Source organism: Lentzea sp. NPDC060358, assembly GCF_042725365.1.
Classification (GTDB): domain Bacteria; phylum Actinomycetota; class Actinomycetes; order Mycobacteriales; family Pseudonocardiaceae; genus Lentzea.
Map to the genome: position 1 here is coordinate 1 of NZ_JBHXCW010000140.1, position 20,583 is coordinate 20,583.

Here is a 20,583-nt window from a genome sequence, read left to right on the forward strand (position 1 = left end):
GTCGCGAGACGGGGCCCTTCTCAGCTCGCGGCGATGCGCTGGAGCTGGTCGAACGTGCCGTTGAACAGGTTCTGGTCGCCGGGGAAGTACCCGTCCGCCTGCCACTGCCAGATCGTGTGGAAGTCGAACCCGACGGGCAGCGGCCCGACCTCGCTGCTGTAGCGCGCGACCCACAGCGGGTTGTCGTCGCCGAACTTCACCGAGCCGCCGACGCACCTGTTCCACCAGCTCGTGGACGTGTAGATCATCGGATACCGGCGGGTGCGGGCGAAGACCGTGTCGCTGAACTCCTTCACCCACCCGGTCATCGCCGCCTGGCTCATGCCGAAGCAGGTCTCGCCGTACGGGTTGTACTCCATGTCCAGCGCGGGCGGCAGCGTCTTGCCGTCGGGCGACCACCCGCCGCCGTTGTCGACGAAGAAGTTCGCCTGCGCGGCTCCACCGGCGCGGTCGGGCAGTGCGAAGTGGTACGCGCCGCGGATCATGCCGACGTCGTGCGACCCGTCGTACTGCTGCGTGAACTTGGGGTTGCGGTAACCGGTGCCCTCGGTCGCCTTCACGTAGGTGAACCGCGCGCCCTTGTCCCAGGCGGACCGCCAGTCGACGTCGCCCTGGTGACTGCTGACGTCCATCCCCGGCACCTTGCCGGCTGTGGGGGGCGAGTCCTCCGCTGTTCGCAGGCCACCCGCTCCCTCGTGCTTGAGGATCTGCGACCCGGCCGTGTGGTCCGCGGAGCCCTCCGGCAAGGGCGCCGCGGACGCGGGAGCGGGGGTGAGTCCGGCGACGATCGCGACGACGCTGATCAAGGTCCGCATGGACTAGATCGTCCGACCATTCGGATCAATTTTCCACCGGGGTCACCCGTCCAGGCGGGTCAGCTCCTCGGCGGTCAACTCCACGTGGGTGGCGGCGGCGGAATCGGTGATGCTGGCCGGCCGGGAAGCACCCGGAATGGGGACTACCACTTCGGACTTCGCCAGCATCCACGCGAGGCAGACCTGGTGCGCGCTCACGCCGCGCTCGTCGCCGACCTCCTTGAACGGACCGGCGAGCTTCCCGGCCTTGCCGATGCCGCCGAACGGGCTCCACGGCAGGAACGCGATGCCGAGCTTGTCGCACAGCTCGAGCTCCGGCTCGCTCGACCGGAACGACGGCGAGAACTGGTTCTGCACCGAGGCGAGCCGCCCGCCGAGGATCTCGTTGGCCTGCGAGATCTCCTCGGGGTTGAAGTTCGAGACGCCGGCGTAGCGGATCTTGCCGTTGTCCAGCAGCTCGCCCAGCACCGCGACGGACTCGGCGATCGGCACCTTCGGGTCCGGCCGGTGGAACTGGTACAGGAAGATCTGGTCGACGCCGAGCCGCCGCAGCGACCCGTCGACGGCCCGCCGCAGGTACTCCGGCCGCCCGTCCCGGCCCCAGCTGCCGCCGGGCTCGCGGGTGTGGCCGCCCTTGGTGGCCACGAACACCTCTTCCGACCGCCCCTTCAACGCCTCGGCGATCAGCTCCTCGTTGTGGCCGAAGTCGCTGTCGTCGAGCGAGTAGGCGTCGGCGGTGTCGATGAACGTCACGCCCGCGTCGAGCGCGGCGTGGATGGTCTCGATCGACCGTGCCCGGTCCGGCCTTCCCTCGACGGACATGGGCATGCCGCCCAGGCCGACGGCGCTGACTTCGGTGTCCCCGATACGACGCTTCTGCATGACCACCACTCTGGACCCTTCCGATTAAGCTGTCCAACGCAAGGATGTGATCTGATTCAGCAGCTTGGGTGATGAATCGTGGAGCTCAGACAGCTCGAGTACTTCCTCGCGGTCGCCGAGGAGTGCCACTTCACGAGGGCGGCGAAACGCATGCACGTCGCCCAGTCCGGCCTGTCGGCCTCGATCAGGGCGCTGGAGGTGGAGCTCGGCGCCCCGCTGTTCCTGCGCACGACCCGCCAGGTCGAGCTGACCCAGGCCGGGCGGGCGCTGCTGCCGGAGGCGCGCAGGGCGCTCGGCAGCGTCGAGTCGGCCAGGGACGCGGTCGCGGCGGTGCAGGGCCTGCTGCGCGGCACGCTGGCGGTCGGCAGCCTGCAGTGCCTGCACGTGGTGCACCTGCCGGCGGTGCTCGCGCGGTTCCACGAGGTGCACCCCGGCGTGGAGCTGCGGATGCGCCAGTCCGGCAACGCCGAACTGGTCGAGGACGTCCGCGCGGGCCGGCTCGACCTCGCGTTCGCCACCCGTCAGCCGAAGATCGCCGACGACCTCCGGATGTCCACTGTGGCCAGTGAGCCGCTCGTGCTCGCGTGCGCGCCGGAAAGCCCCTTCGCCCACCGGGAGTCCGTCGCGCTCGACGAGCTGCGCGGCCAGTCGTTCGTCGACTTCAACGCCGACTGGGGCACGCGCGACGAGGCCGACCGGGCGCTGGCCGCCGCCGGTGTCGACCGCCGGGTCGCGGTCGAGGTCAACGACGTCCACTCGCTGCTGGACTTTGTCGCGTTCGGGCTCGGCGTCGCGCTAGTCCCGCAGTCCTTCAGCCTCAAGACCGACCGCGCGCACTTCGTCGGTCTTCGCGGGGACGCCCCGGTCGCGGAGACCGTCGTGGTCACCGGCCACACCGTCGGTGCTGCCGCCGCGGTGTTCCTCGACCTGGTCCTCGAGGCGCGGGCGGGGCGGCTGCACCTCGCCGGTTAGCGCCCAGCCCTCGTGCCGGGTCCGCATCGCCGTGCCGGGCAGCAGCTGCAACTCGCCGAGCTGCTTCGGCGGCTGCGGGTCGGTGAGCGCCAGGAACGTGCCGACGGTCGTGCCGCGGAAGTCGACCTCGCGCTGGAACGTGACCTCGGTGAACGCCAGACCGCCGTCGAACTTCGCCTCCGCGAGGGTCAGCCTGCCGTGGAAGGTGCCGCCGGAGAACAGCGTCGGCTTGCGCACGTGCAGCCCGCGGAACTGGGTGATGCCGTAGAACCGGGCCCGCCGGGCGGTGAACCTGTTGACCCGCCTGCCGTCGAGCTGGAAGTACTCGAGCGCCGCACCGGTCAGGTCGAGGTCGAAGTATTCCTTCTTCTTGTCGCCCCACGAGAGCAGGTCGCGGATCAGCCGTTGCGCGGTGCGCCGGACCTGCTGCTCCCGCTGGTCCTCCGGCGCGACGAGCTTCACGAACACCGTGTCCGGGTCGGCGCCGTCCTCGTCCCACGACGGGTGGTGGAACGGGCGGCGCAGGTAGGCGCACAGGACGTCGAGGACGGTCTGCGTGTAGCGCGAGTTGGAGTTCGCGAGCCACACCAGCGAGTGCATCGCGCCCACCCGGACCTGGTCGGCGTCGTTGCCGAGCATCTCGACCGAGCGCGCGAACCGCTCGTCGGCGACCTTCTGGCTCTCCAGCAGGTGCTTGCGGTCGTTGAGCCACAACGCGTACAGCGCGACGACGGCGCCTCCCGCGACCCCGGCGGTCTTCACGATCTCCACCGCGGGCGCCTTGACCGCCCACAGCAGGACCGCCGTTCCCGCGGTGACCACGGCAGCGGAGAGGACCGCCAAGAACCAGCGCACGTCAGTTCCTCCACGCTTCCGGGAGATCGGGCTCCACCGCGAACGTACAGCCGTCGGCCTTCACCTCCGCCCACTCCGAGTTCGCGAACTTGGTCTCCCCGCCGAACCTGGTGTCGGTGAAGACGGCGACCCCGCTCGAGCGGAACCGGCTGAACCACGCCCGGCCGCGGATCTCGGTGTGGTGCAGGTGGAACCGGCCGCCGGCCTCGGCCTCGGTGACGTAGAAGTGGCCGTGGACCACCATGTGGTGGAACGAGTTCGAGTCCTCGAAGCGCGCGACCCGCATGTAGAGGTCGCCGACCTGCCGGTACGACAGGTCCATGAACTCCAGGTGCGCCTTGGTGAGGTTGAGGTCGTAGAGCGGCGGGTTCTTCTCGTCCAGGCGCGGCAGCAGGTCCTCGATCAGCCGTTGCGCGGTGAGCCGGACCTCCAGCTCGATCTCCGTCGCGTCCACGTCCTGCGACGACTTCTTGAACGGGCGGCGCAGGTAGGCGCACAGGATGTCGAGCACGGTCTGCGTGTACTCGACCCTGGACTTCGCGAGACCGGCCAGCGCGTGCATCGCGCCCACGCGCACCTGGGCCGTCTCGTGGCCGAGCAGTTCGACGGCGCGCGCGAACCGTTCGTCGGCCACGCGGGACCGGTCGTGCTCGATGCGCTGGCTCTCGAGCTCCTGGCGCGCCTCCTCGACCTTGCGGCGCCGGTCGTTGAGCCACAGCGCGTACAGGGCGACGATCGCACCGCCCGCGAGACCGCCGGTCTTGATCGCCTCGTGCTTCGGCGCGCCGGGGTCGACCAGTAACAGCACGCCGCCGACCAGCAGAAATGCGCCGATCGAGGCGAGGATGGTCGACAGCAGCAAACTTTTCCTCACGAGCCCGGCATTCTGCCAAGCGGCGGGTGCATGATGGGCTGGAACGGGTGCGAACGCGGGGTGAGCGGGTGCAGCGGCCGAGTTGGGCGCCGGGGGACATCGACCTGGAGCGACCCGGCATCGCGCGCGTCTACGACTACTGGCTGGGCGGCGCGCACCACTTCGCCGCCGACCGCGCCGCCGCCGAGAAGACCCTCGAGGCCATGCCCGGCCTGCGCGGGGTGGTGCTCAACCACCGCGCGTTCCTGCGCAGGGCCGTCCGGTACCTGCTCGGCCAGGGCGTCCGGCAGTTCCTCGACCTCGGGTCCGGCATCCCGACGGTCGGCAACGTGCACGAGATCGCGCAGCACGCGGACCCCGGGGCACGGGTCGTCCACGTCGACGTCGACCCGGTCGCCGTCGCGCACAGCCGGTCGCTGCTCGACGGCAACGCCCGCGTCAGCGTCCTGCAGGCCGACGTGCGCGACTTCGGGAGCGTGCTGAGCTCGCCGGAGGTCGACAAGCAGCTCGACTTCGACGAGCCGGTGGCCGTGCTGATGATCGCGCTGCTGCACTTCGTGTCCGACGACGAGGACCCGTGGGGCGTCGTCGGCGGCTACCGCGACCGGCTCGCGCCCGGCAGCTTCCTGGCCGTCTCGCACGCCGGCTACGAGGGTGACGAGGAGACCGCGTCCTCGCGAGAGGCGCGAAGGATCTACGACGCGCGCGTCGCGCCGATGACGTTGCGCGGCAGGGTCGAGCTGACCTCGTTGTTCGCCGGGTTCTCGCTGGTGGAGCCGGGTGTGGTGCGCGTGCCCGCGTGGCACCCGGAGTCGCCGGACGACCTCGCGGAAGCAGGCAAGCGTTTTCCCGGATTCGCCGCCCTGGGCCGGAAGGCGTGAAGATGACTGCGGAGGGCAACCGCCCGTATGCTGCGCGTTCGTGGCGTTAGGGCCGAGACGATGAGCGAACGGGTTGACCAGCGAGTGCGCGCAGACCGCTCTCCCCTGGACCCGGCCGTGCTGGCCGGTGCCGAGGTGTTCGCGCGCAGCTGGGCGACCGCCGTCATCGGGTCGAGCTACGTCCCCATGACCAGGGCCGAGGTCGCGCAGCACCTGCAGGACCTCACCGAGCTGCTCGTCGAGGCGCTCTTCGCGAACCCGTTCCGCACCGCCACCGGCCACGAGATCGGCGCCAAGCTGGTCGACGCGCACTTCACCGGCACCGACACGCTCGGCCGCACGATCCAGCTGCTCGGTGACGACCTGCTGACCGAGCTGGGCTTCGCGGGCGACGAACGGCTGCAGTCGCGCCTCGCCGCCCTGCAGGGCTCGCTGTCCGCCGGGTACGCCCGCGCGCTGAGGGAGCGCACGCTCGCCGAGCAGGAGGCGATCAGGGCGGCCGTCTTGGACGCCCGCGACCAGGCCGAGGCGATGCTGCGGGCGTCGGAGGCCCGGTTCCGCGCGATGTTCACCGAGGCCGCGATCGGCATCGGCATCGCCGACATCGACGGCCGGATACTGGACGTCAACCAGGCCCTGCAGGACATGCTCGGGTTCACCGTCGAGGAGATGCGCCAGTACAACGTGCGCGACCTCATGCACCCCGAGGACGCGGGCAGCGTGTGGCGGCTCTACGACCAGCTCATCGCAGGCGAGTGCGACCACTACCGCGCCGAGAAGCGCTTCCACCGCGCCGACGGCGAGCAGGTGTGGACGCACCTGACGCTGTCGCTGGTGCGCGACGACCACGGCGAGCCGCAGTACCAGGTCGCGATGATCGAGGACGTCACCGACCGCCACCTGCTGCAGAACCGCCTGCGCTACCAGGCGTTGCACGACCCGCTGACCGGCCTGCCGAACCGGGCGCTGTTCCTCGAACGGCTCGGGCGCGTGTTCAACAACCGCGGCAAGCACCTGCGGGCCGGCCTCTGCTACCTCGACCTCGACGGCTTCAAGGTCATCAACGACTCGCTCGGCCACGACACCGGTGACCAGCTGCTGGTCGAGGTCGGCCGGCGGCTCGACCACTCGGTGTCCGGCGAGGGCAAGCTCGTCGCGCGGATGGGCGGCGACGAGTTCGTGATCCTGGTCGAGGGTTCGACCGGCGAGCAGGACATCGTCGACGTGGCCGACCGGGTGCTCACCGAGCTGGAGGCGCCGATCCGCATCGCGGGCCACGAGCTGTCGGTGTCGGCGTCGATCGGCATCGTCGAGCGGCAGCTGTCCGGCACGACGTCGGCCGACCTCATGCGCGACGCGGACATCACGCTGTACTGGGCGAAAGCGGACGGCAAGGCGCGCTGGGCGCTCTACGACCCCGACCGCAACGCCAAGGAGGTCGCGCGGTTCACGCTGTCGGCCACGATGCCGCGGGCGTTGGAACGCGGCGAGTTCTACGTCGAGTACCAGCCGCTGGTGCGGCTGGAGGACTCGAAGGTCACCGGCGTCGAGGCGCTGGTGCGCTGGCAGCACCCGGAGTTCGGGCGGCTCGCGCCGGACCGGTTCATCGAACTGGCCGAGGAGACCGGTCTCATCGTGCCGCTGGGCCGGTGGGTGCTGCGCAAGGCGTGCGAGGAGGCGCGGCGCTGGCTGGAGGAGTTCGGCGACGCGGCGCCGTTCGTGTCGGTGAACCTCGCCGTGCGGCAGTCCCGCGACCCCGAGCTGGTCCGCGACGTGAAGCGGATCCTCGACGAGTGCGCGCTCCCGCCGCACCACCTGCAGCTGGAGCTCACCGAGTCGGCGATCATGGGCACCGCCGACGAGCCGCTGGAGGCGCTGCGGGCGTTGTGCGACATGGGAGTCCGCATCGCCATCGACGACTTCGGCACCGGCTACTCGAACCTCGCCTACCTCAAGCACCTGCCCGTGCACGAGCTCAAGATCGCCGGCTCGTTCATGGAGGGGCTGCGGGCCGAGAACGAGGAGGACCCGGTCGACTCGCAGATCGTCGCGACGCTGGTGCAGCTCGCGCACGCGCTGTCGTTGGGCGTCACCGCCGAGGGCGTGGAAACCCCTGCTCAGGCCGCCCGGCTGCTGCGCCTGGGCTGCGACACGGGGCAGGGCTGGTTCTTCGCGCGCCCCGGTCCGCCGGAGAACGTCGACAGCCTGCTGCGTGGTGATCTCTAGCCCGGGGAACACCAGTGGCATGAAGCCACTGGCCCTGGTCGTGCTCCTGCTGGTCATGTCCGCCCCGGTGGCTCGCGCCGCCGAAGCCGTCCCGCTCCCGGCGGACAAACAGGCGTTCGGCACAGCGAGGTCCGCGGCCAGCCCGGTCTGGTTCACCCTGGGACACCAGGGACTCTCGGAGATCTTCTTCCCCGACCTCAGCACGCCCGCGACCCGCGAGACCCGGCTGCTGGTCGACGGCGAACCCGGTCGGGCGCACACCGAACCCGCCGACCCCAGGTCGCTCACGTTCCGGCAACGCCTGCGCGGCGACGGCTGGCACGCCGAGATCACCTACGTCACCGACCCGCAGCGCGCCGCCGTGCTGGCGGAGGTCGAGATCACCGCGCAGCGACCCGTCCGGCTCACGATCGACCACGTGCCGATGAAGGGCGGCAGCGAAGTGGTCAGCACGCTGCCCTCCGGCCCGGTGCGGCACGCCCACGGCACCTTCGTCGTCGGCTTCGGCAAGGGGGTCGCGAAGGCCGCGCTGGACCGCGGTTTCGGTGCGGTGGCACGGGAGTACGCGCAGGGCTGGCGCGCCTACCTCGACGGGCTGAAGCGCCCGAGGTCCGCCGACCGCAGGCTCTACGACATGTCCGTGATGGTGCTGGCGGCCACCGAGGACAAGACCCACCCCGGTGCGTCGATCGCGTCGCCGAGCTTCCCGTGGGCGTTCGGGTTCGACCGCTCGCTGGCACCGGAGCTCGGCCCGTACGCGCTGGTCTGGCCGCGCGACCTCTACCACGTGTCCACGGCCATGATCGCCGCCGGCGACCGCGGGTTCGCCGAGCGTTCGCTGGACTTCATGCTGCGGGAGCAACAACAGCCCGACGGCCACCTGCCGCAGAACACGCGGGTCGACGGCACCCCGGTGTGGCTGAAGGTCCAGCTCGACCAGGTCGCCGCGCCGCTGCTGCTCGCGTGGCAGCTCGACCGCCGCGACCGGTCCACTGTGGACGTACTGCGCCGCTCGGCCGACTACCTGGTGAGCTACCCGAACGCGCCGTTCAGCGAGCAGGAGCGGTGGGAGAACCAGGACGGCTACTCGCCCGCCACGATCGCCTCGGCCGTCGCCGGACTCGTGTGCTTCGCGGATCTGTTGCGGCGCAACGGTGAGAACGCCGACCGGTACCTCGCCGTGGCCGACGAGTGGCAGCGCCGGGTGGAGGGCTGGACGGCGACCTCGACCGGCCCGTACGCGCCGAAGCCGTACTACCTGCGCGTCACCAAGGACGGCAAGCCCGACGCGGGGACGAAGTACGACCTCGGCGACAACAACCCCGCCGACGTCGACCAGCGCGCGGTCGTCGACCCGAGCTTCCTGGAACTGGTGCGGCTGGGCGTGAAGCGCGCGGACGACCCGGTGGTCGCGAACACCGTGCGGGTCGTGGACCAGCAGTTGCAGGAGCAGGGCTACTGGCACCGGTTCACGCAGGACGGCTACGGCGAGACGGCCGACGGCAGGCCGTGGAACATCACCTGGCCGACGCCGACCCGCACGTACGGCCGGTTGTGGCCGTTGCTGACCGGGGAGCGCGGTGAGTACGAGCTGCTCGCCGGCGACAGGGACGGTGCCGCCCGGCGCCTGCGGGAGATCGAGGCCACCGCGAACAGCGGTCTCATGCTCCCCGAGCAGGTCTGGAACGGCAGGGGAACGCAGTCGGCCACCCCGCTGGCCTGGACGCACGCGCAGTACGTGCGGCTGGCCTGGTCGCTCGACGCGGGCCGTCCCGTGGAACGGCCCGACGTCGTCGCGGACCGGTACGCCCGCTGACGCTTTCGGACGTTGTGACCGGACAGTTCGACCACCGGCTGCGCGCCGCCGAGGTCGGACGTCCGGTACTCGCCGCGGATCGTCCCGGTGTTCCACCCGGAGTCCGAACAGGCCGGTGCGGAGAGGACGTCACCGGCCTGCGTGGCCCCGGCGCTGCTCTGCAGGCGCCAGTCGGGGATGGTGGAGGTGGTCCCGGGCTTCGCGGCCACCGGGAGCGCCGCTTCGGGGTTTTGTGAAGAAGGTTTTCTTTCTTGTCGGGCACCGGCGATGCGCCTTCCGGGTGACGCGGACCACACCCGCGGCGACCCTGCGTGTCCGGCCACCCGGTACGTTGACCCGCATGCGTCGACTTGCCGTCCCGTTTCTGCTGGCAGCGGTCCTGTCCGGCTGTACTTCGACCGACCAGGGGGCACCCACCACGGGCAACCCCGCGCCGACGACCGGGACCTCCACCGGGTCGCCCGCCGGCAACCGTCCCAAGGCGGTCGACCTCAAGACCCTCGACCCGTGCTCGCTCTACACCGACGAGGTGAAGACCGCGCTCGGTGTCCGCCTGGTGACGCCGCGCGACCCGCAGGCCGACTACGGCGAGGGCAGCAAGACGTGCAGCAACAACTACGAGGCGCCCGCGTACTCGTCGTCGATCTACACCGTCCTCAACGGAGGGGTCGACCGGCTCAAGCAGACGGTCGGCGAGGCGAAGCTCACCACTGTGCGAGTGACCGGTTACCCGGCGTACATCGACAAGCGCGACACCGGTGCCGGACCGGCCTGCGATGTTTACGTCGACGCCAATGACGGGCAATTGTTGCTGGTGAACGCCGTGGGTGGCCTCGGTGAGGACAAGGCCACAGTGGACGGGGCGTGCGAACAGGCGACGAAGCTCGCGATGGCGGTCGGGCCTGTTCTCATGACCAGGTGACGATGAGCAGAAGTACTCGGCTTGTACCGGGAACCGACCGCTCGCGTCACGCATCAGAGCTAAAGTCGTTTCAAAAGCACACGCGGCCCAATACTGGGGGGCCGTACTGAGGAGGGTGTGCCGTGCATCTTGCGGACGGAGGAGGTGGCACATCGCTGCCGCCGGAGTTCGGGTCGCGCAAGCTGAAGGTCGAGCCACACGCCATTCCGCAGGCTCGGGCCGCGTTCCAACGCGCGCTCGACGAGTTCGACGCCAAGATCAAGCCTGCTGTCCACGACCTGCCGACGAAGCCCTGGGCGGGCGACCCGATCAGCAGTGAGACGTCGAAGGCGTTCAACGAGCAGACCTCGGAGAAGGCGCTCGCGGCGCTGAAGTTCTACCGCGCCCAGCTCGTCGGCGTGATCGACCAGCTGCAGATGATCGAGGAGCAGTACCGCCAGGTCGAGGGCGACAACACGGCCATGTGGGGCAAGCACCTGCGGGACAGGGACTGAGAGGAGGCCTGACCGATGACCGACCACCGCTTCCAGGGGTACGGACACCCCGAGCTCTACAAGATGATCAACTCCGGTCCTGGCGTCTCCGCCTCCATCCCGGTCGAACAGGGCTGGAAGGCGATCGCCGCGACGCTCGCGCAGATCGACGGCGACCTGCACACCGGTCTTGCGAAGATGGGTGCGGGCTGGGAGTCCGACGCCGCCGACGCCGCGCAGGGCGCGCTGTCGCCGCTCGCGGAGTGGGCGGGGTTCGCCGAGACCGGCGCGACCACGATGGAGAGCTCCGCGCGCCTGCAGGGCGAGTACATCGCGGACGCGCGCAAGAAGATGCCCGAGGTCGTGCCCGTCACGACCGAGAAGCCGGGCCTGCTCGACATCGCGGCCGGCGCGCTGACCGGTCCGGTCGGCATGGCGCACGTCGTGAGCCAGCAGCTCGACCACGAACGGCAGGAGGCGGCGGCGGACAACGCCGCGGCCCAGGCCGTCAAGGTCATGGAGGACTACCAGTCCGACAGCCGCTGGAACTCCTCGACGCTCGGCGAGTTCCCGAACCCGCCGCAGGTCGTGATCGACACGCCGCCGCCCGCCGACACCGGCACGGGCAGCGTGCGGGCGGGTTACAGCTCCCCGTCCGCCGCCGGGTACACGCCCGCGGGCGGCAACACGGGCACCACGCACGCGTCGTGGACGCCTCCGACGACGACGACCGGCAACCCGGTCACGACGTGGACGCCGCCCACCGACACGACGAACGTGTCGTGGACGCAGCCCCCGACGACGGTGCCGCCGATCAACACGCCGACGCCGCCGCCGAACCTGCCCACGCCCACCCCGCACCCGACGCCGACCCCGACCCCGCCCGGCGGGCCGATCTTCACCAGGCCCGGCACGGGTGGTCCGGGCACGGGTGGTCCCGGCGGCCCGGGCAAGGGCGGCTCCGGCGGCCCCGTCAAGGGTGGTCCCGTCAAGGGTGGTCCCGGCGGCCCCGGCACCGGTGGCGGCAAGGGCCTCGGCGGTGTCCGCGGTGGTCCGCTCGGCTCCGGCTCCGGCAAGGCGTTCGGCCCGATGTCCGGGTCGCTCGGCTCGTCCGGCCAGCAGGGCGCGCTGAAGCCCGGCGGTCTGTCGGGCATGGGCCCCGGCGCCGGCTCAGGCCCCGGTGGTGCAGCGGGCGGTGGCGTCGCGGGCAAGGGCGGTGCCGCGGGTGCCGCGGGCAAGGGCGGCGCCATGGGCGCCGGCGGAGCCCACGGCCAGCGTGGCGAGGGCGAGGACGACATCGAGCACAAGGCGGCCGACTACCTGGTCGAGACCGGCGACGTGTTCGGTGACGACCGCATGGTCGCACCGCCGGTCATCGGCGGCTTCTCCGAATGAGCAGGTAGATGTCTCTGTTCGGCGGTCCGGCGGAGAGGGAGCCGATCACCCTCTCCGCCGAGGAGTTCGACGTGGTGTGGGAACGACTGGACGTCGGTCCCATGCCACTCGTGCTCAAGGTCCCCTCACCCGGCAGGACGCGGGACGAGCGCATCCAGCTCGAGAACCGCGTCTACCAGCAGTTGGACCACCGCCGGCTGGGCAACTCGCGCGGCTTCTCCGGTGAGCTCGAGGGGTTGCTGCGCATGTTCGTCAAGCCCGAGCGGGAGGCGGACGGCCGCCTCTGGCTCGGCCACAGCCTCCGCGTCCTCGCCGTCGCGAACGGCGACTGGGGCGCGCTGGCGACGATGCGGGACGACCAGCTGACGTTCCAGCCGTGGGCGGGCTCCGGGCTCGCCTCCGCGGTGCTGTCGGTGCTGCCCGCGCACCCCGCCGGCACCGGCCTCTCGGTGACGCTGCCCAGCGAGGACGTCGAGAAGGCGATCGCCCGGACCGACGGTTCGCCGAAGTCGATGGAGGCCGAGTTCCGCGGCATCGGCCTGCGCGAGGCCGACGCCCAAGCGTTGGTCGCGATGTTCACCGGCATCGTGCACACCGGCAACTTCGGCGCCGCCGCCCGCGACAAGTACGGCAAGCGCTGGCGGCCCGAGCGCGTGGTCGCGTTCTTCGACACCGAAGAGGGCCGCTACCTGCAGCAACGCCGTTCGACGAACGGTCAGCCGCCGTGGAGCACGTTCACGCCGACCGACGCGCGCCGGATGATGCACCAGGTGGACGAGCTGATCGCCGAAGCGGTCCGCTCCGCGGGCGTCTGACCTCCGCTCACGAGGTCGCGATCCGCACCTGCCGCGCGACCTGCACGCACAGCCCCGTGCCCGGCCGGTCGGGCAGGATCGCCTGCCGGCGTTCGTCCACGGCCGACCAGGACGGGTCGGCGAGCTTCAGCTCGACACCCCACGCCAGGTCGTCCCGGATGAACTGCGGCACCTCCGCCCACGTCGAGGCGGTCACGACGACGTGCCGTTCGTCGGGACGGCCGTAGAGCGGGCCGTCCTGCAGGCGGAAGCCCTCGGTGGAGCCGAACGTCCGGGTGATCGACTCGGTCAGCGTCCGCATCGCCGTGGTGCGGCCGGAGCCCGGTTTGCCGACGATCGCGCCGTGCCCGCCCTGGCCGAACGTCGCGTAGAACACCTCGACGCGGTGCTCGAACGGGTTGTCGCGCAGGCCGATCGGGACCGCGCCGTGCTCCGGCGAGATGGTGCCGAGCTCGTCGAGCGAGAGCCTGGGCCACTCGTGCAGCGGCGGCGGTAGCAGCGGGTCGTGCAGCGGCTCGACCTTCTGCATCGCGTGCGGGAGCGACCTGGTCACGGCGTCCAGGCCGCGCGGCAGCACGACCTGCTCCACCGACCTGCTGATCCGCCGGGTCCAGCCGCCGTGGAACTCGAAGCGGTGGCCCGGGAAGCTCTTCAGCTCGGCGACCGGTGTCGTGCCGGACAGCAGCAGGTGCTCGCCGTAGCTGCGGCCGAGCTGCCCGAACACCTGGAGGACCTCGAGGAACTCCGGGTGCTCCCGCAGCAGTTCGGGGGCCCCGTCGAGGCAGATCAGCAGTTCCGGCAACGGGTCGAGCGGCGCGCCGTTGTCGCGGGCCGCGCGGTAGTCCCACGTCGTCCGGTGCTCGGCCGCCACGAGGACCCGCGTGCGGCGTTCGTGCTCGCCCTGCAACGCCTGCACGAGCCGGTCGGCGGTCGCGGGGGTCAGGCCGCGGTAGTGCCCGTGCACGTGCGGCGCCTTGTCGAGACCGGCGAACACGCCCGTGCCGTGCAGGTCGACGAGGACGAGCTGCAGGTCGTCCGGCGGGTGCCAGAGCATCTGGCCCAGCAGCAGGGAGCGCAGCAGGTCCGTGCGGTCCGGTCCCACGACCTCGCCGTGCGGGCCCATCCCGTCCTGCAGGCTCGCGGTCTTGAGGTCGAGCTCGACCGGCTGGCCGTGCTCGTCCGTGCCGACGGGGACGCGGAACTGCCGGCGGGGCGGGCGCCGACGCCAGGTCCGGTGCCGGTCGAAGCCGTCCGGGAGCCCGTGCAGCGCCAGGAAGTCCGGCACGGGCTCGGCCTCCAGCATCAGCCGCGGCAACGCCCTCGCCATCTCGTCGAGGTTCTCGGGCACCGCGCACTCGGGGACCGGGTTCGGGGCGAGGTCGTGCGGGCTGTCGAGCAGCAGCTGCACGCCGGACTTGCCGACGTCCTCGGCGACGGCCGCGAGGGTCGTGGCGAAGTCCGGGTGCGCGGCGAGGATGTCGCGCACCCCGGTGACGCAGACCAGGAGCTGCGGGAGCACCTGGTCGAGGCCGCGGTGGTCGAAGATCGTCCAGGTGTTGCCGACGAGCTCGAGCCGGCGTTCCGACTCGGCCAGCAGCATCGTGGTGACGGCGTCGGGATTCACCGCCACCGAACGGAAGTGGCTGTGGACGTGCGGTGCCTTGTCGAGTCCTGCGAACGCGTCCGTGTCGTGCGCGTCGACGAGCATGGCCTGGAACAGCTTCGGCGAATGCGTCGTCATCAGGCCGAGAACGAGGCTGCGCAAGGTTTCCCGGGTGGTGGCGTGCAGGTGCGACCCCGTCCGGTACTGCCCTTCGTGGTGCGTGAGGTCGACCGCGACCGGGTCGCCGCGGTGGCCGACCGGCGTCCGCGTCCAGTCGCCCTGCCACGCGCCGGCCTTCGTGAAGGCGCTCAGGCCGTGCAGTGCGAGGAAGTCAGTGCGCACGAACGGCCGCAGGTGCTCGGGCACCTCGTTCGGCGCTCCGGCGGTGATGACCACCCGCACGTCCCTGGCCGTCGCGGTGATCCACCGCAGCGACTCGGCGAGGCCGGGATCGCCCGCCGCGCAAAGCGTCCAGTTCTCGACCAGCAGGGTCGCGCCGGGTTCCGCGCCGCGTTCGAACCAGGCCAGGACCTCCCGGTCGGCCGGCGTGACGCGGTGGACCTCGCCGGTCACGGCAGCGCGATCTGGACGGCGGTCTTGTCCCGCACGGACAACCCGATGCCGGGCACGTTCGGCACGGTCGCGGCGCTGCGGGCGCTGACGAGCGACGTGGCCGGGTCGTCGAGGCGCAGCTCGATGCCGAGCGCCAGGCTGTCGCGGATGAACGGCGGCACCTGCGCCCACGTGCGCGCGGTGACGACGACGTGCCGTTGCGGGTCGAGGGGTTCGCCGGGGCCGTCGAGCAGCTGGTAGGAGCCGAGGTCGCCCAGCACCGCCGCGAGCGAGCGCAGCGCCGTCGACTTGCCGGTACCGGGCGCGCCGACGATCGCGCCGTGCCGCAGCTCCCCGGTGAAGCGCGGCACGAGCACGTCCCGGCGGTGCTCGTAGGGCTTGTCGACCACGCCGAGCGCGCCGGGCGGGAGCATGTCCAGCGTGAGCGGCTTCCCGTCGTGGCCGAGCGGCGGCAGCATGATCTCGTGCGCCTCGGCGGCACCGGGCGCGTGCGGCAGCAGGTCGAGCATCTCGTCGAGGTCGTAGGTCGGCGTGGCGAGCGGCCACTCCGGCAGCTCGTACGGGGTCTGCGGGTCGCCGCCGGAGTAGAGGACGTGCATGCCGAGCGACCGGCCGGCGCGCATGACCGAGAGCAGGATCTCCCGCAGCTGCGGCTCCCGCCCGAACACCGCCTCCGGCCCGTCGACGCAGACCAGCAGGTCGGCGACCGGTTGCTGCTTCTTCTTGGCCTCCTGGCGCCGGCCGAGCTCCCCCGCCAGCGCGTCCGCCAGGCGCGGCAGGACCGCGTGGTCGGCCGGCGTGATCGTGTGCGCGACCTGCGGCGAGAACGACAACGGCTCGAAGACGCCGCTGCCGCCGCCGTCGATGAACAGGTACTGAAGGCGTTCGGTCGGGTGCGTGGCCATGAACCCGAGCAGCACGCTCCGCAGCTGCTCCGGCGAGCCGCGGTGGACGGCGCTGCCGATCCCGATCCGCAGGTGGACGGGCCACCCCCGGTCGTCGACCCCGGCCGCCGCCGTCAGGTCGTCGCGCTGCCACATGTCTTCGAGGTCGGCGTCGATCCCGTGCAACGCCAGGAAGTCCGTCGGCTCGCCGTGCAGCTGCGCGCGCAGCCGCGGCGGCAGGTCGGCCCATTTCCTGGCGGTGACCACGGTCTGCACTCCGCGCGCCGGTCCGAACGCCGCGATCCACTCGACGCTGCGGTCCAGTTCCGGGTCCTGCTCGAAGCACAACGCCCAGTCGTCGACCAGCAGCACCGCGCCCTTCGGCGCCCCGCGCTCGAACCAGTCCAGCAGGCTCCGGCACCCCGGCTGGTCGGCGGGGTCGAAGGTCGCCGAGACGGGCAGCGGGTCCGCGCCGCGCCCGATCCGGTAGACGGCCGTGTCCGGCGCTGCCTGCAGAGCCGCCGTCAACCGCTCCCTGGTGGCCTGCCCGGGACCGACGACGGCGAAGTTCCTGATCACCGCCCACATATACCAACAGCGGCGGGAGCACCGCTGCCCCCTTCGCTAATGTGGGCGCCGTGCCAGCCAAAGCCGTCGACCCGGCCGAGATGCGCGCCGCGGTGCAGGCCGTCCTCCCGTGGCTGCGCGGCGAGGCCGACCAGCCGGAACGCCCCGTGCTCGCCGCCGCCGTCCGCCTGAGCCTGCGCACCCTGGAGCAGATCGCGCCGGGCCGCAGCGTCGAGGTCCGCGTCCCGCCGTTCGCCGCCGTGCAGTGCGTCGAGGGCCCGCGCCACACCCGCGGAACGCCCCCGAACGTGGTGGAGACCGACCCGCGCACGTGGCTGGAGCTGGCGACCGGCGCACTGACGTGGCCGGACGCCCTGGACGGCGCTCGGGTCACCGCCTCCGGGACCCGGGCCGACCTGTCACCCCTGCTGCCGGTCGTGCGGTTCTAGAACCACGACCCGACGGTCTTGATCGCGCCGCCGACGCCCTCGACGACGTCGCGGCCCAGCTCGACCGCGTTGCCCACGGTGTCGACCACGACGTCACCGGCGTCGCTCGCGACCTCCTTGGTCGTGTCCCAGGCGTGCCCGGCCGCGTCACCCCAGTTGCCCCGCGAGATGTCGTCCACGACCTGACCGCCACCGCGCCAGACGTCCTCGCCGATGTCGACGACCTCCTTGCCGGTGTTGACGCCCCAGTCGATGACGGGCCCGATGCCGGGCAGGTCCGAGCCCGGCACCTCCCGCGGCGTCGGCGCGTCCTGCCACCGCTGCTCGGTGACCTGGCCGCCGTCGCCGTTGGCGATCCGCGCGATGTTCTGCAGCGACTCGGAACCCTTGTCGTAGTAGGACGAGTGCGCGTGCCCGATCCACGACTCCCCGGACGTGCCGAACGTCTTGGCGCCGAACGACGCGTCGTAGGGGCCGGTCGAGGACCCGTCCTCGGTGAACCAGTCGCCACTGGTGGCCTGGATGACGGGGTCGTGCTCGGTGCCGCCGACGTAGACGTGACCGGCCCCGGCCGTCAGCTGGTCCACGTTGGACGCACCGACACCGGGCGACCCGACGAACACGATGTCGTCGGCCTTGAGCCCGTTGTCCATGGCCGAGTACCCGACGACGGTGCTGCCGTAGCTGTGGCCGACGACCGTGACGTGAGCGTTGGGGTTCGCGACCCGGTAGCCCTCGACGTCCGCGGCGAGGATCGCCGCGCCCTCCCGCGCCTGCGCCGGGTCGTTGACCTGGCCGGGCAGGAACTCGGGCGCGTCGTAGCCGAGCCACTGGACGGCGGCGCCGTTCGGCCCCATCTCGGCGCTGAGGTTGGCGGCCTGGTCGAGCCCGAAGCTGCTGAGCTTGGACGTGGTTCCCGGCACCGTGACCGCGACGTTCTCGGCCGTGTCGGGGTTGCCGAAGGCGACGGCGATGGCGCCCTCCTTCGCGCCGGCCCCGTCGGGGCTCCAGGCGAGCACGTAGGCCTGCTTCGGGATGTCCCTCGCCATGGTGTCCGCTTCCACCAGGGCGGCGGCCGCGTCGGTCGAGTTCTTCGCCCGCCGGGACGCCTCGTCGTACTGCTGCATCAGCTGGGAGCCCTGCGGGTCGTTGCGCAGCGCGCGCTGCCCGTCCGCCGACTTCGGGTCGACGCCGAGCTCGGCGGCGCGGTCCGCCAGCCTCTGCTCCAGCTCGGACTTCTGCTGGGTGAACCGGGCGGCGTCCTGCTTGATCCGCTCGCGGTTCGCCTGGTCCAGCACCGGCGCCGGCAGCCCCCGGAGCTGGCCGAGCTCCTGGAACTTGGTCTTGAGCAGCGCGTCCTTCTCCGCCGGGCTGAGCTTGTTCCACCACTCGGCGACGGCCCTCGGGTCGGTCCCCGGCGGTGGCACCGGCGGCAGCGCACCGCCCGGTCCCGCGGCCGCGCGGCTCCAGCCGCTGTCCGACCGCGCCGAGTCCTCGAAGCCCGGCGGGATCTTGGCGAGCGCGCCGGCGTAGGACCGCAGGACGTTCTCGTAGCCGGACTTGACCCTGGTCAACGCGTCGTTCACCTGGGTGGCGAGGGTGCGGGTCTGCTGCTCGTCCATGCCGGGCGGGCGACCGCGCCACACGCCGATCGCCTGGTCAGCGGCACCGCGCATCTGGCCGTAGGCCCGCGCCGCGGCCTGGACGATGTCGACACCGGCGCCGAGCCGCTGCCCGGCCGCCCTGGCCGCGGTGGCGGACAGCTCGGCGCGCGACGTGAACTTCGAGGAGGCGTCGCCGACCCAGTTGCTCACCGCGGTCCGGCCGCCCTGGGCGACCGAGTCGCCGGCGCGGCCGACGGCGCTCATCGCACCGGTGATCGGGTCGGCGGCGGCAGCGATCCGACCGGCGTCCCCCGCGGCCAGCCTGCCGTACAGGCTCTCCGGATCCGGGTAGCTCACTGCCCGCCTCCCAGTCCCGCGAAGAGCTTCCTCAGCACGGCCTCGTGGTCCTCTTCCGTCCGCTGGTAGGCCTCGGCGTTCGACACGAGGCCCTCGGCGGCGTCGGTGAGCCACGCCGAACCGCGCCGCAGGTCCTGGGAGTGCGTGCCGACGAACTTCGCCAGCGCGTCGGCGAACTCGGCGGCGGCGTCGACCTCGCCCAGCGCCCCGGCGTCGAGTTTCAGCATCGAGATCATCTCGGCCGCTTCGCGCACCGCGTCGGAGCCGTTGCCGAACTCCTTCGACGCGTTGCGCAGCAGTTCGGGCTCAACGCCGAACATCGCCATCCGCCACCCCCATGGTTGGTCTCCGATCCATGCGACGCAGAAGCATCATGTCCGGTTCCCCGCTCATGGGGTGACTGTTTGGGGCACGATGTCGTTCATGGTGCAGACGGGGTGGACGGCCCAGCGGTGGACCGCTGTGTTCGTCGAGCAGGCGGAGATGTTCCGCAAGGCGGTGGCGGAGGCGGACCCGGCGTCCGAGGTGCCGACGCGCCCGGGGTGGACCGTGCAGGACCTCGTCGTGCACCTCGCACGCTTCCTGGAAACCTCCACCGACCACCTGCGCACCGGCAGCCGCACCCAGCTGCAGCCGCCTCCGCCGCCCGCCGGCCTGGCGCCGCTCGAGTACCTCGACTCGCAGCTGGCCGCGGCCGCCGAGATCCTCGCGGCCGTGCCCGGCAACCGCGCGGTGTGGACGTTCTCCCCGGCCGCCCCCGACCTCGCGTGGGTGTGGCACCGCCGCATCGCGCACGAGACCGTGCTGCGCCGCTTCGACGCGCAGACCGTGGTCCGGCAGGTCGCGGGCACCGACCCCGCTCTGTGCGCCGACGGCATCGACGAGGTGCTGACCACCATCGTCGCCGCCAAGACCGAGGGCGACGTGCCGAACATCGTCCCCGGCACGGCCGTCGTCCGCACGACCGACGTGCCCGAGTCGTGGCTGATCTCCCTGACCCCGGACGAGGCCCCCGAGGTCCGTGCGGCCGCCCCCGGCGAGGAGGGCGACGCGCAGGTGACCGGTGAGGCCGAGCTCGTCTACTTCTGGCTCTGGAACCGGATGAACCTCGACGAGATGACCGGCGACCGGCGCGTGCTGGACGTCCTGCAGGTCGGACGGGGGCACTGATGCGCAAGCTCGCCGCCGCCCTGCTGGGCTGCCTCGTCGTGGCCGGCTGCGCCTCCGACTGGCAGGCGCAGGTCACCTACCAGGTCGTCGAGGTCTACGACTACAAGATGGCCCCGAGCTCCGAACCGGAGAAGCGGGTCCGGCTGAAGCTGGCGGGCGAGGCGCCGAGCGGTGTGCTGTCGAAGGACTCCCTGGCCTCGCAGGGCGTGGCGCTCGCCGACATCAGCGGCGACGTCGCGGCCGGCGACTCGGTGACGTGCACGGCGAAGCAGCACACGTCCGGGGCGACGCAGACCAACGGGATCAAGACCGAGCTGAGCGGGTGCAGGAAGGCCTGAACCGGCGCTCCCGTGCGGCCGAAGGCATGAGCTTGGTCACCCCACCAGGGGTTCGAGGGGGGCCTACCACACCTCGCGCCACTTACACTTCGAGGTGCAGCCAGCCCCACTC

At 71.7% G+C, this 20,583-nt stretch carries 18 protein-coding genes and 1 pseudogene; 11 read left to right on the forward strand and 8 right to left on the reverse strand.

The annotated features are described in order from the left end of the window. Positions 1 to 20 precede the first annotated feature (20 nt). Together ACFWGZ_RS26130 and ACFWGZ_RS26135 are read right to left on the reverse strand one after the other, a co-directional pair. On the reverse strand, positions 21 to 815 hold the full coding sequence (locus tag ACFWGZ_RS26130; protein ID WP_382454211.1) for a lysozyme: 795 nt from the start codon (positions 813 to 815) through the stop codon (positions 21 to 23). A 42-nt stretch (positions 816 to 857) separates the two neighbouring features. Continuing rightward, positions 858 to 1,697, reverse strand: coding sequence for an aldo/keto reductase (locus tag ACFWGZ_RS26135; protein WP_382454212.1), 840 nt, complete (start codon positions 1,695 to 1,697; stop codon positions 858 to 860). Between the two features lie 78 nt (positions 1,698 to 1,775). Between ACFWGZ_RS26135 and ACFWGZ_RS26140 the strand changes: the two genes are divergently transcribed. Next, positions 1,776 to 2,669, forward strand: a complete 894-nt coding sequence (locus ACFWGZ_RS26140) for a LysR family transcriptional regulator (RefSeq protein ID WP_382454213.1) — start codon at positions 1,776 to 1,778, stop codon at positions 2,667 to 2,669. A 150-nt stretch (positions 2,670 to 2,819) separates the two neighbouring features. On the opposite strand, the pseudogene ACFWGZ_RS26145 reads toward ACFWGZ_RS26140, so the two are convergent. Both ACFWGZ_RS26145 and ACFWGZ_RS26150 read right to left on the reverse strand, forming a co-directional pair. Next, positions 2,820 to 3,308 (reverse strand): annotated as a pseudogene (locus ACFWGZ_RS26145) (hypothetical protein); the annotation flags it as partial. A gap of 217 nt (positions 3,309 to 3,525) precedes the next feature. Further along, positions 3,526 to 4,398, reverse strand: coding sequence for a hypothetical protein (locus tag ACFWGZ_RS26150; RefSeq protein WP_382454214.1), 873 nt, complete (start codon positions 4,396 to 4,398; stop codon positions 3,526 to 3,528). 68 nt (positions 4,399 to 4,466) lie between these two features. Between ACFWGZ_RS26150 and ACFWGZ_RS26155 the strand changes: the two genes are divergently transcribed. From ACFWGZ_RS26155 to ACFWGZ_RS26185, 7 genes are all read left to right on the forward strand, one after another. Then, complete coding sequence (locus tag ACFWGZ_RS26155; RefSeq protein WP_382454215.1) at positions 4,467 to 5,279, forward strand: SAM-dependent methyltransferase; 813 nt, start codon at positions 4,467 to 4,469, stop codon at positions 5,277 to 5,279. 60 nt (positions 5,280 to 5,339) lie between these two features. Continuing rightward, a complete protein-coding gene (locus ACFWGZ_RS26160) occupies positions 5,340 to 7,505 on the forward strand; it encodes a putative bifunctional diguanylate cyclase/phosphodiesterase (protein WP_382454216.1) in 2,166 nt (721 codons plus the stop codon). A gap of 19 nt (positions 7,506 to 7,524) precedes the next feature. Further along, positions 7,525 to 9,321 carry a glycoside hydrolase family 15 protein gene (locus ACFWGZ_RS26165; RefSeq protein WP_382454217.1) on the forward strand — a complete coding sequence of 599 codons (1,797 nt, stop codon included), beginning with the start codon at positions 7,525 to 7,527 and terminating at the stop codon, positions 9,319 to 9,321. Between the two features lie 340 nt (positions 9,322 to 9,661). Then, the gene (locus ACFWGZ_RS26170; RefSeq protein WP_382454218.1) at positions 9,662 to 10,243 is read left to right on the forward strand and encodes a DUF3558 domain-containing protein; all 582 of its coding nucleotides are present in this window, start codon (positions 9,662 to 9,664) and stop codon (positions 10,241 to 10,243) included. Between the two features lie 122 nt (positions 10,244 to 10,365). Then, positions 10,366 to 10,737: a transcriptional regulator gene (locus ACFWGZ_RS26175; protein ID WP_382454219.1), complete on the forward strand. Its 372-nt coding sequence runs from the start codon at positions 10,366 to 10,368 to the stop codon at positions 10,735 to 10,737. Positions 10,738 to 10,752: 15 nt separating this feature from the next. Then, positions 10,753 to 12,111: a PPE domain-containing protein gene (locus tag ACFWGZ_RS26180; RefSeq protein ID WP_382454220.1), complete on the forward strand. Its 1,359-nt coding sequence runs from the start codon at positions 10,753 to 10,755 to the stop codon at positions 12,109 to 12,111. An 8-nt stretch (positions 12,112 to 12,119) separates the two neighbouring features. After that, entirely contained in the window at positions 12,120 to 12,926 is an 807-nt protein-coding gene (locus ACFWGZ_RS26185) for an ESX secretion-associated protein EspG (RefSeq protein ID WP_382454221.1), read from the forward strand. Positions 12,927 to 12,933: 7 nt separating this feature from the next. Here the strand turns inward: ACFWGZ_RS26185 and ACFWGZ_RS26190 are convergent, their stop codons facing one another. Beyond that, on the reverse strand, positions 12,934 to 15,102 hold the full coding sequence (locus tag ACFWGZ_RS26190) for an FtsK/SpoIIIE domain-containing protein (protein ID WP_382454222.1): 2,169 nt from the start codon (positions 15,100 to 15,102) through the stop codon (positions 12,934 to 12,936). After that, positions 15,099 to 16,565, reverse strand: a complete 1,467-nt coding sequence (locus ACFWGZ_RS26195) for a hypothetical protein (protein WP_382454223.1) — start codon at positions 16,563 to 16,565, stop codon at positions 15,099 to 15,101. Before ACFWGZ_RS26195 ends, ACFWGZ_RS26190 begins: the two co-directional genes overlap by 4 nt. Before the next feature lie 89 nt (positions 16,566 to 16,654). Here ACFWGZ_RS26195 and ACFWGZ_RS26200 point away from each other — a divergent pair, with 89 nt between their 5' ends. Beyond that, complete coding sequence (locus ACFWGZ_RS26200; RefSeq protein WP_382454228.1) at positions 16,655 to 17,002, forward strand: sterol carrier family protein; 348 nt, start codon at positions 16,655 to 16,657, stop codon at positions 17,000 to 17,002. On the opposite strand, the gene ACFWGZ_RS26205 is transcribed toward ACFWGZ_RS26200, so the two are convergent. Further along, positions 16,999 to 18,963, reverse strand: a complete 1,965-nt coding sequence (locus ACFWGZ_RS26205) for an alpha/beta hydrolase (RefSeq protein ID WP_382454224.1) — start codon at positions 18,961 to 18,963, stop codon at positions 16,999 to 17,001. The two genes, ACFWGZ_RS26200 and ACFWGZ_RS26205, sit on opposite strands and share 4 nt — an antisense overlap. After that, on the reverse strand, positions 18,960 to 19,283 hold the full coding sequence (locus tag ACFWGZ_RS26210) for a type VII secretion target (protein WP_382454225.1): 324 nt from the start codon (positions 19,281 to 19,283) through the stop codon (positions 18,960 to 18,962). Before ACFWGZ_RS26210 ends, ACFWGZ_RS26205 begins: the two co-directional genes overlap by 4 nt. A gap of 103 nt (positions 19,284 to 19,386) precedes the next feature. Between ACFWGZ_RS26210 and ACFWGZ_RS26215 the strand changes: the two genes are divergently transcribed. Together ACFWGZ_RS26215 and ACFWGZ_RS26220 are read left to right on the forward strand one after the other, a co-directional pair. Further along, entirely contained in the window at positions 19,387 to 20,133 is a 747-nt protein-coding gene (locus ACFWGZ_RS26215; RefSeq protein ID WP_382454226.1) for a maleylpyruvate isomerase N-terminal domain-containing protein, read from the forward strand. Next, positions 20,133 to 20,471, forward strand: coding sequence for a hypothetical protein (locus ACFWGZ_RS26220; RefSeq protein ID WP_382454227.1), 339 nt, complete (start codon positions 20,133 to 20,135; stop codon positions 20,469 to 20,471). The genes ACFWGZ_RS26215 and ACFWGZ_RS26220 overlap by 1 nt, the downstream gene beginning before the upstream one ends. Positions 20,472 to 20,583: the final 112 nt, after the last annotated feature.

Bases quoted from the DNA above. Each gene is read 5' to 3' on its own strand.
- ACFWGZ_RS26130 (WP_382454211.1), bottom strand. From the start codon at position 815: ATGCGGACCTTGATCAGCGTCGTCGCGATCGTCGCCGGACTCACCCCC.
- ACFWGZ_RS26135 (WP_382454212.1), bottom strand. From the start codon at position 1,697: ATGCAGAAGCGTCGTATCGGGGACACCGAAGTCAGCGCCGTCGGCCTG.
- ACFWGZ_RS26160 (WP_382454216.1), top strand. From the start codon at position 5,340: ATGAGCGAACGGGTTGACCAGCGAGTGCGCGCAGACCGCTCTCCCCTG.
- ACFWGZ_RS26165 (WP_382454217.1), top strand. From the start codon at position 7,525: ATGAAGCCACTGGCCCTGGTCGTGCTCCTGCTGGTCATGTCCGCCCCG.
- ACFWGZ_RS26170 (WP_382454218.1), top strand. From the start codon at position 9,662: ATGCGTCGACTTGCCGTCCCGTTTCTGCTGGCAGCGGTCCTGTCCGGC.
- ACFWGZ_RS26180 (WP_382454220.1), top strand. From the start codon at position 10,753: ATGACCGACCACCGCTTCCAGGGGTACGGACACCCCGAGCTCTACAAG.
- ACFWGZ_RS26185 (WP_382454221.1), top strand. From the start codon at position 12,120: ATGTCTCTGTTCGGCGGTCCGGCGGAGAGGGAGCCGATCACCCTCTCC.
- ACFWGZ_RS26200 (WP_382454228.1), top strand. From the start codon at position 16,655: ATGCGCGCCGCGGTGCAGGCCGTCCTCCCGTGGCTGCGCGGCGAGGCC.
- ACFWGZ_RS26210 (WP_382454225.1), bottom strand. From the start codon at position 19,283: ATGTTCGGCGTTGAGCCCGAACTGCTGCGCAACGCGTCGAAGGAGTTC.
- ACFWGZ_RS26215 (WP_382454226.1), top strand. From the start codon at position 19,387: ATGGTGCAGACGGGGTGGACGGCCCAGCGGTGGACCGCTGTGTTCGTC.
- ACFWGZ_RS26220 (WP_382454227.1), top strand. From the start codon at position 20,133: ATGCGCAAGCTCGCCGCCGCCCTGCTGGGCTGCCTCGTCGTGGCCGGC.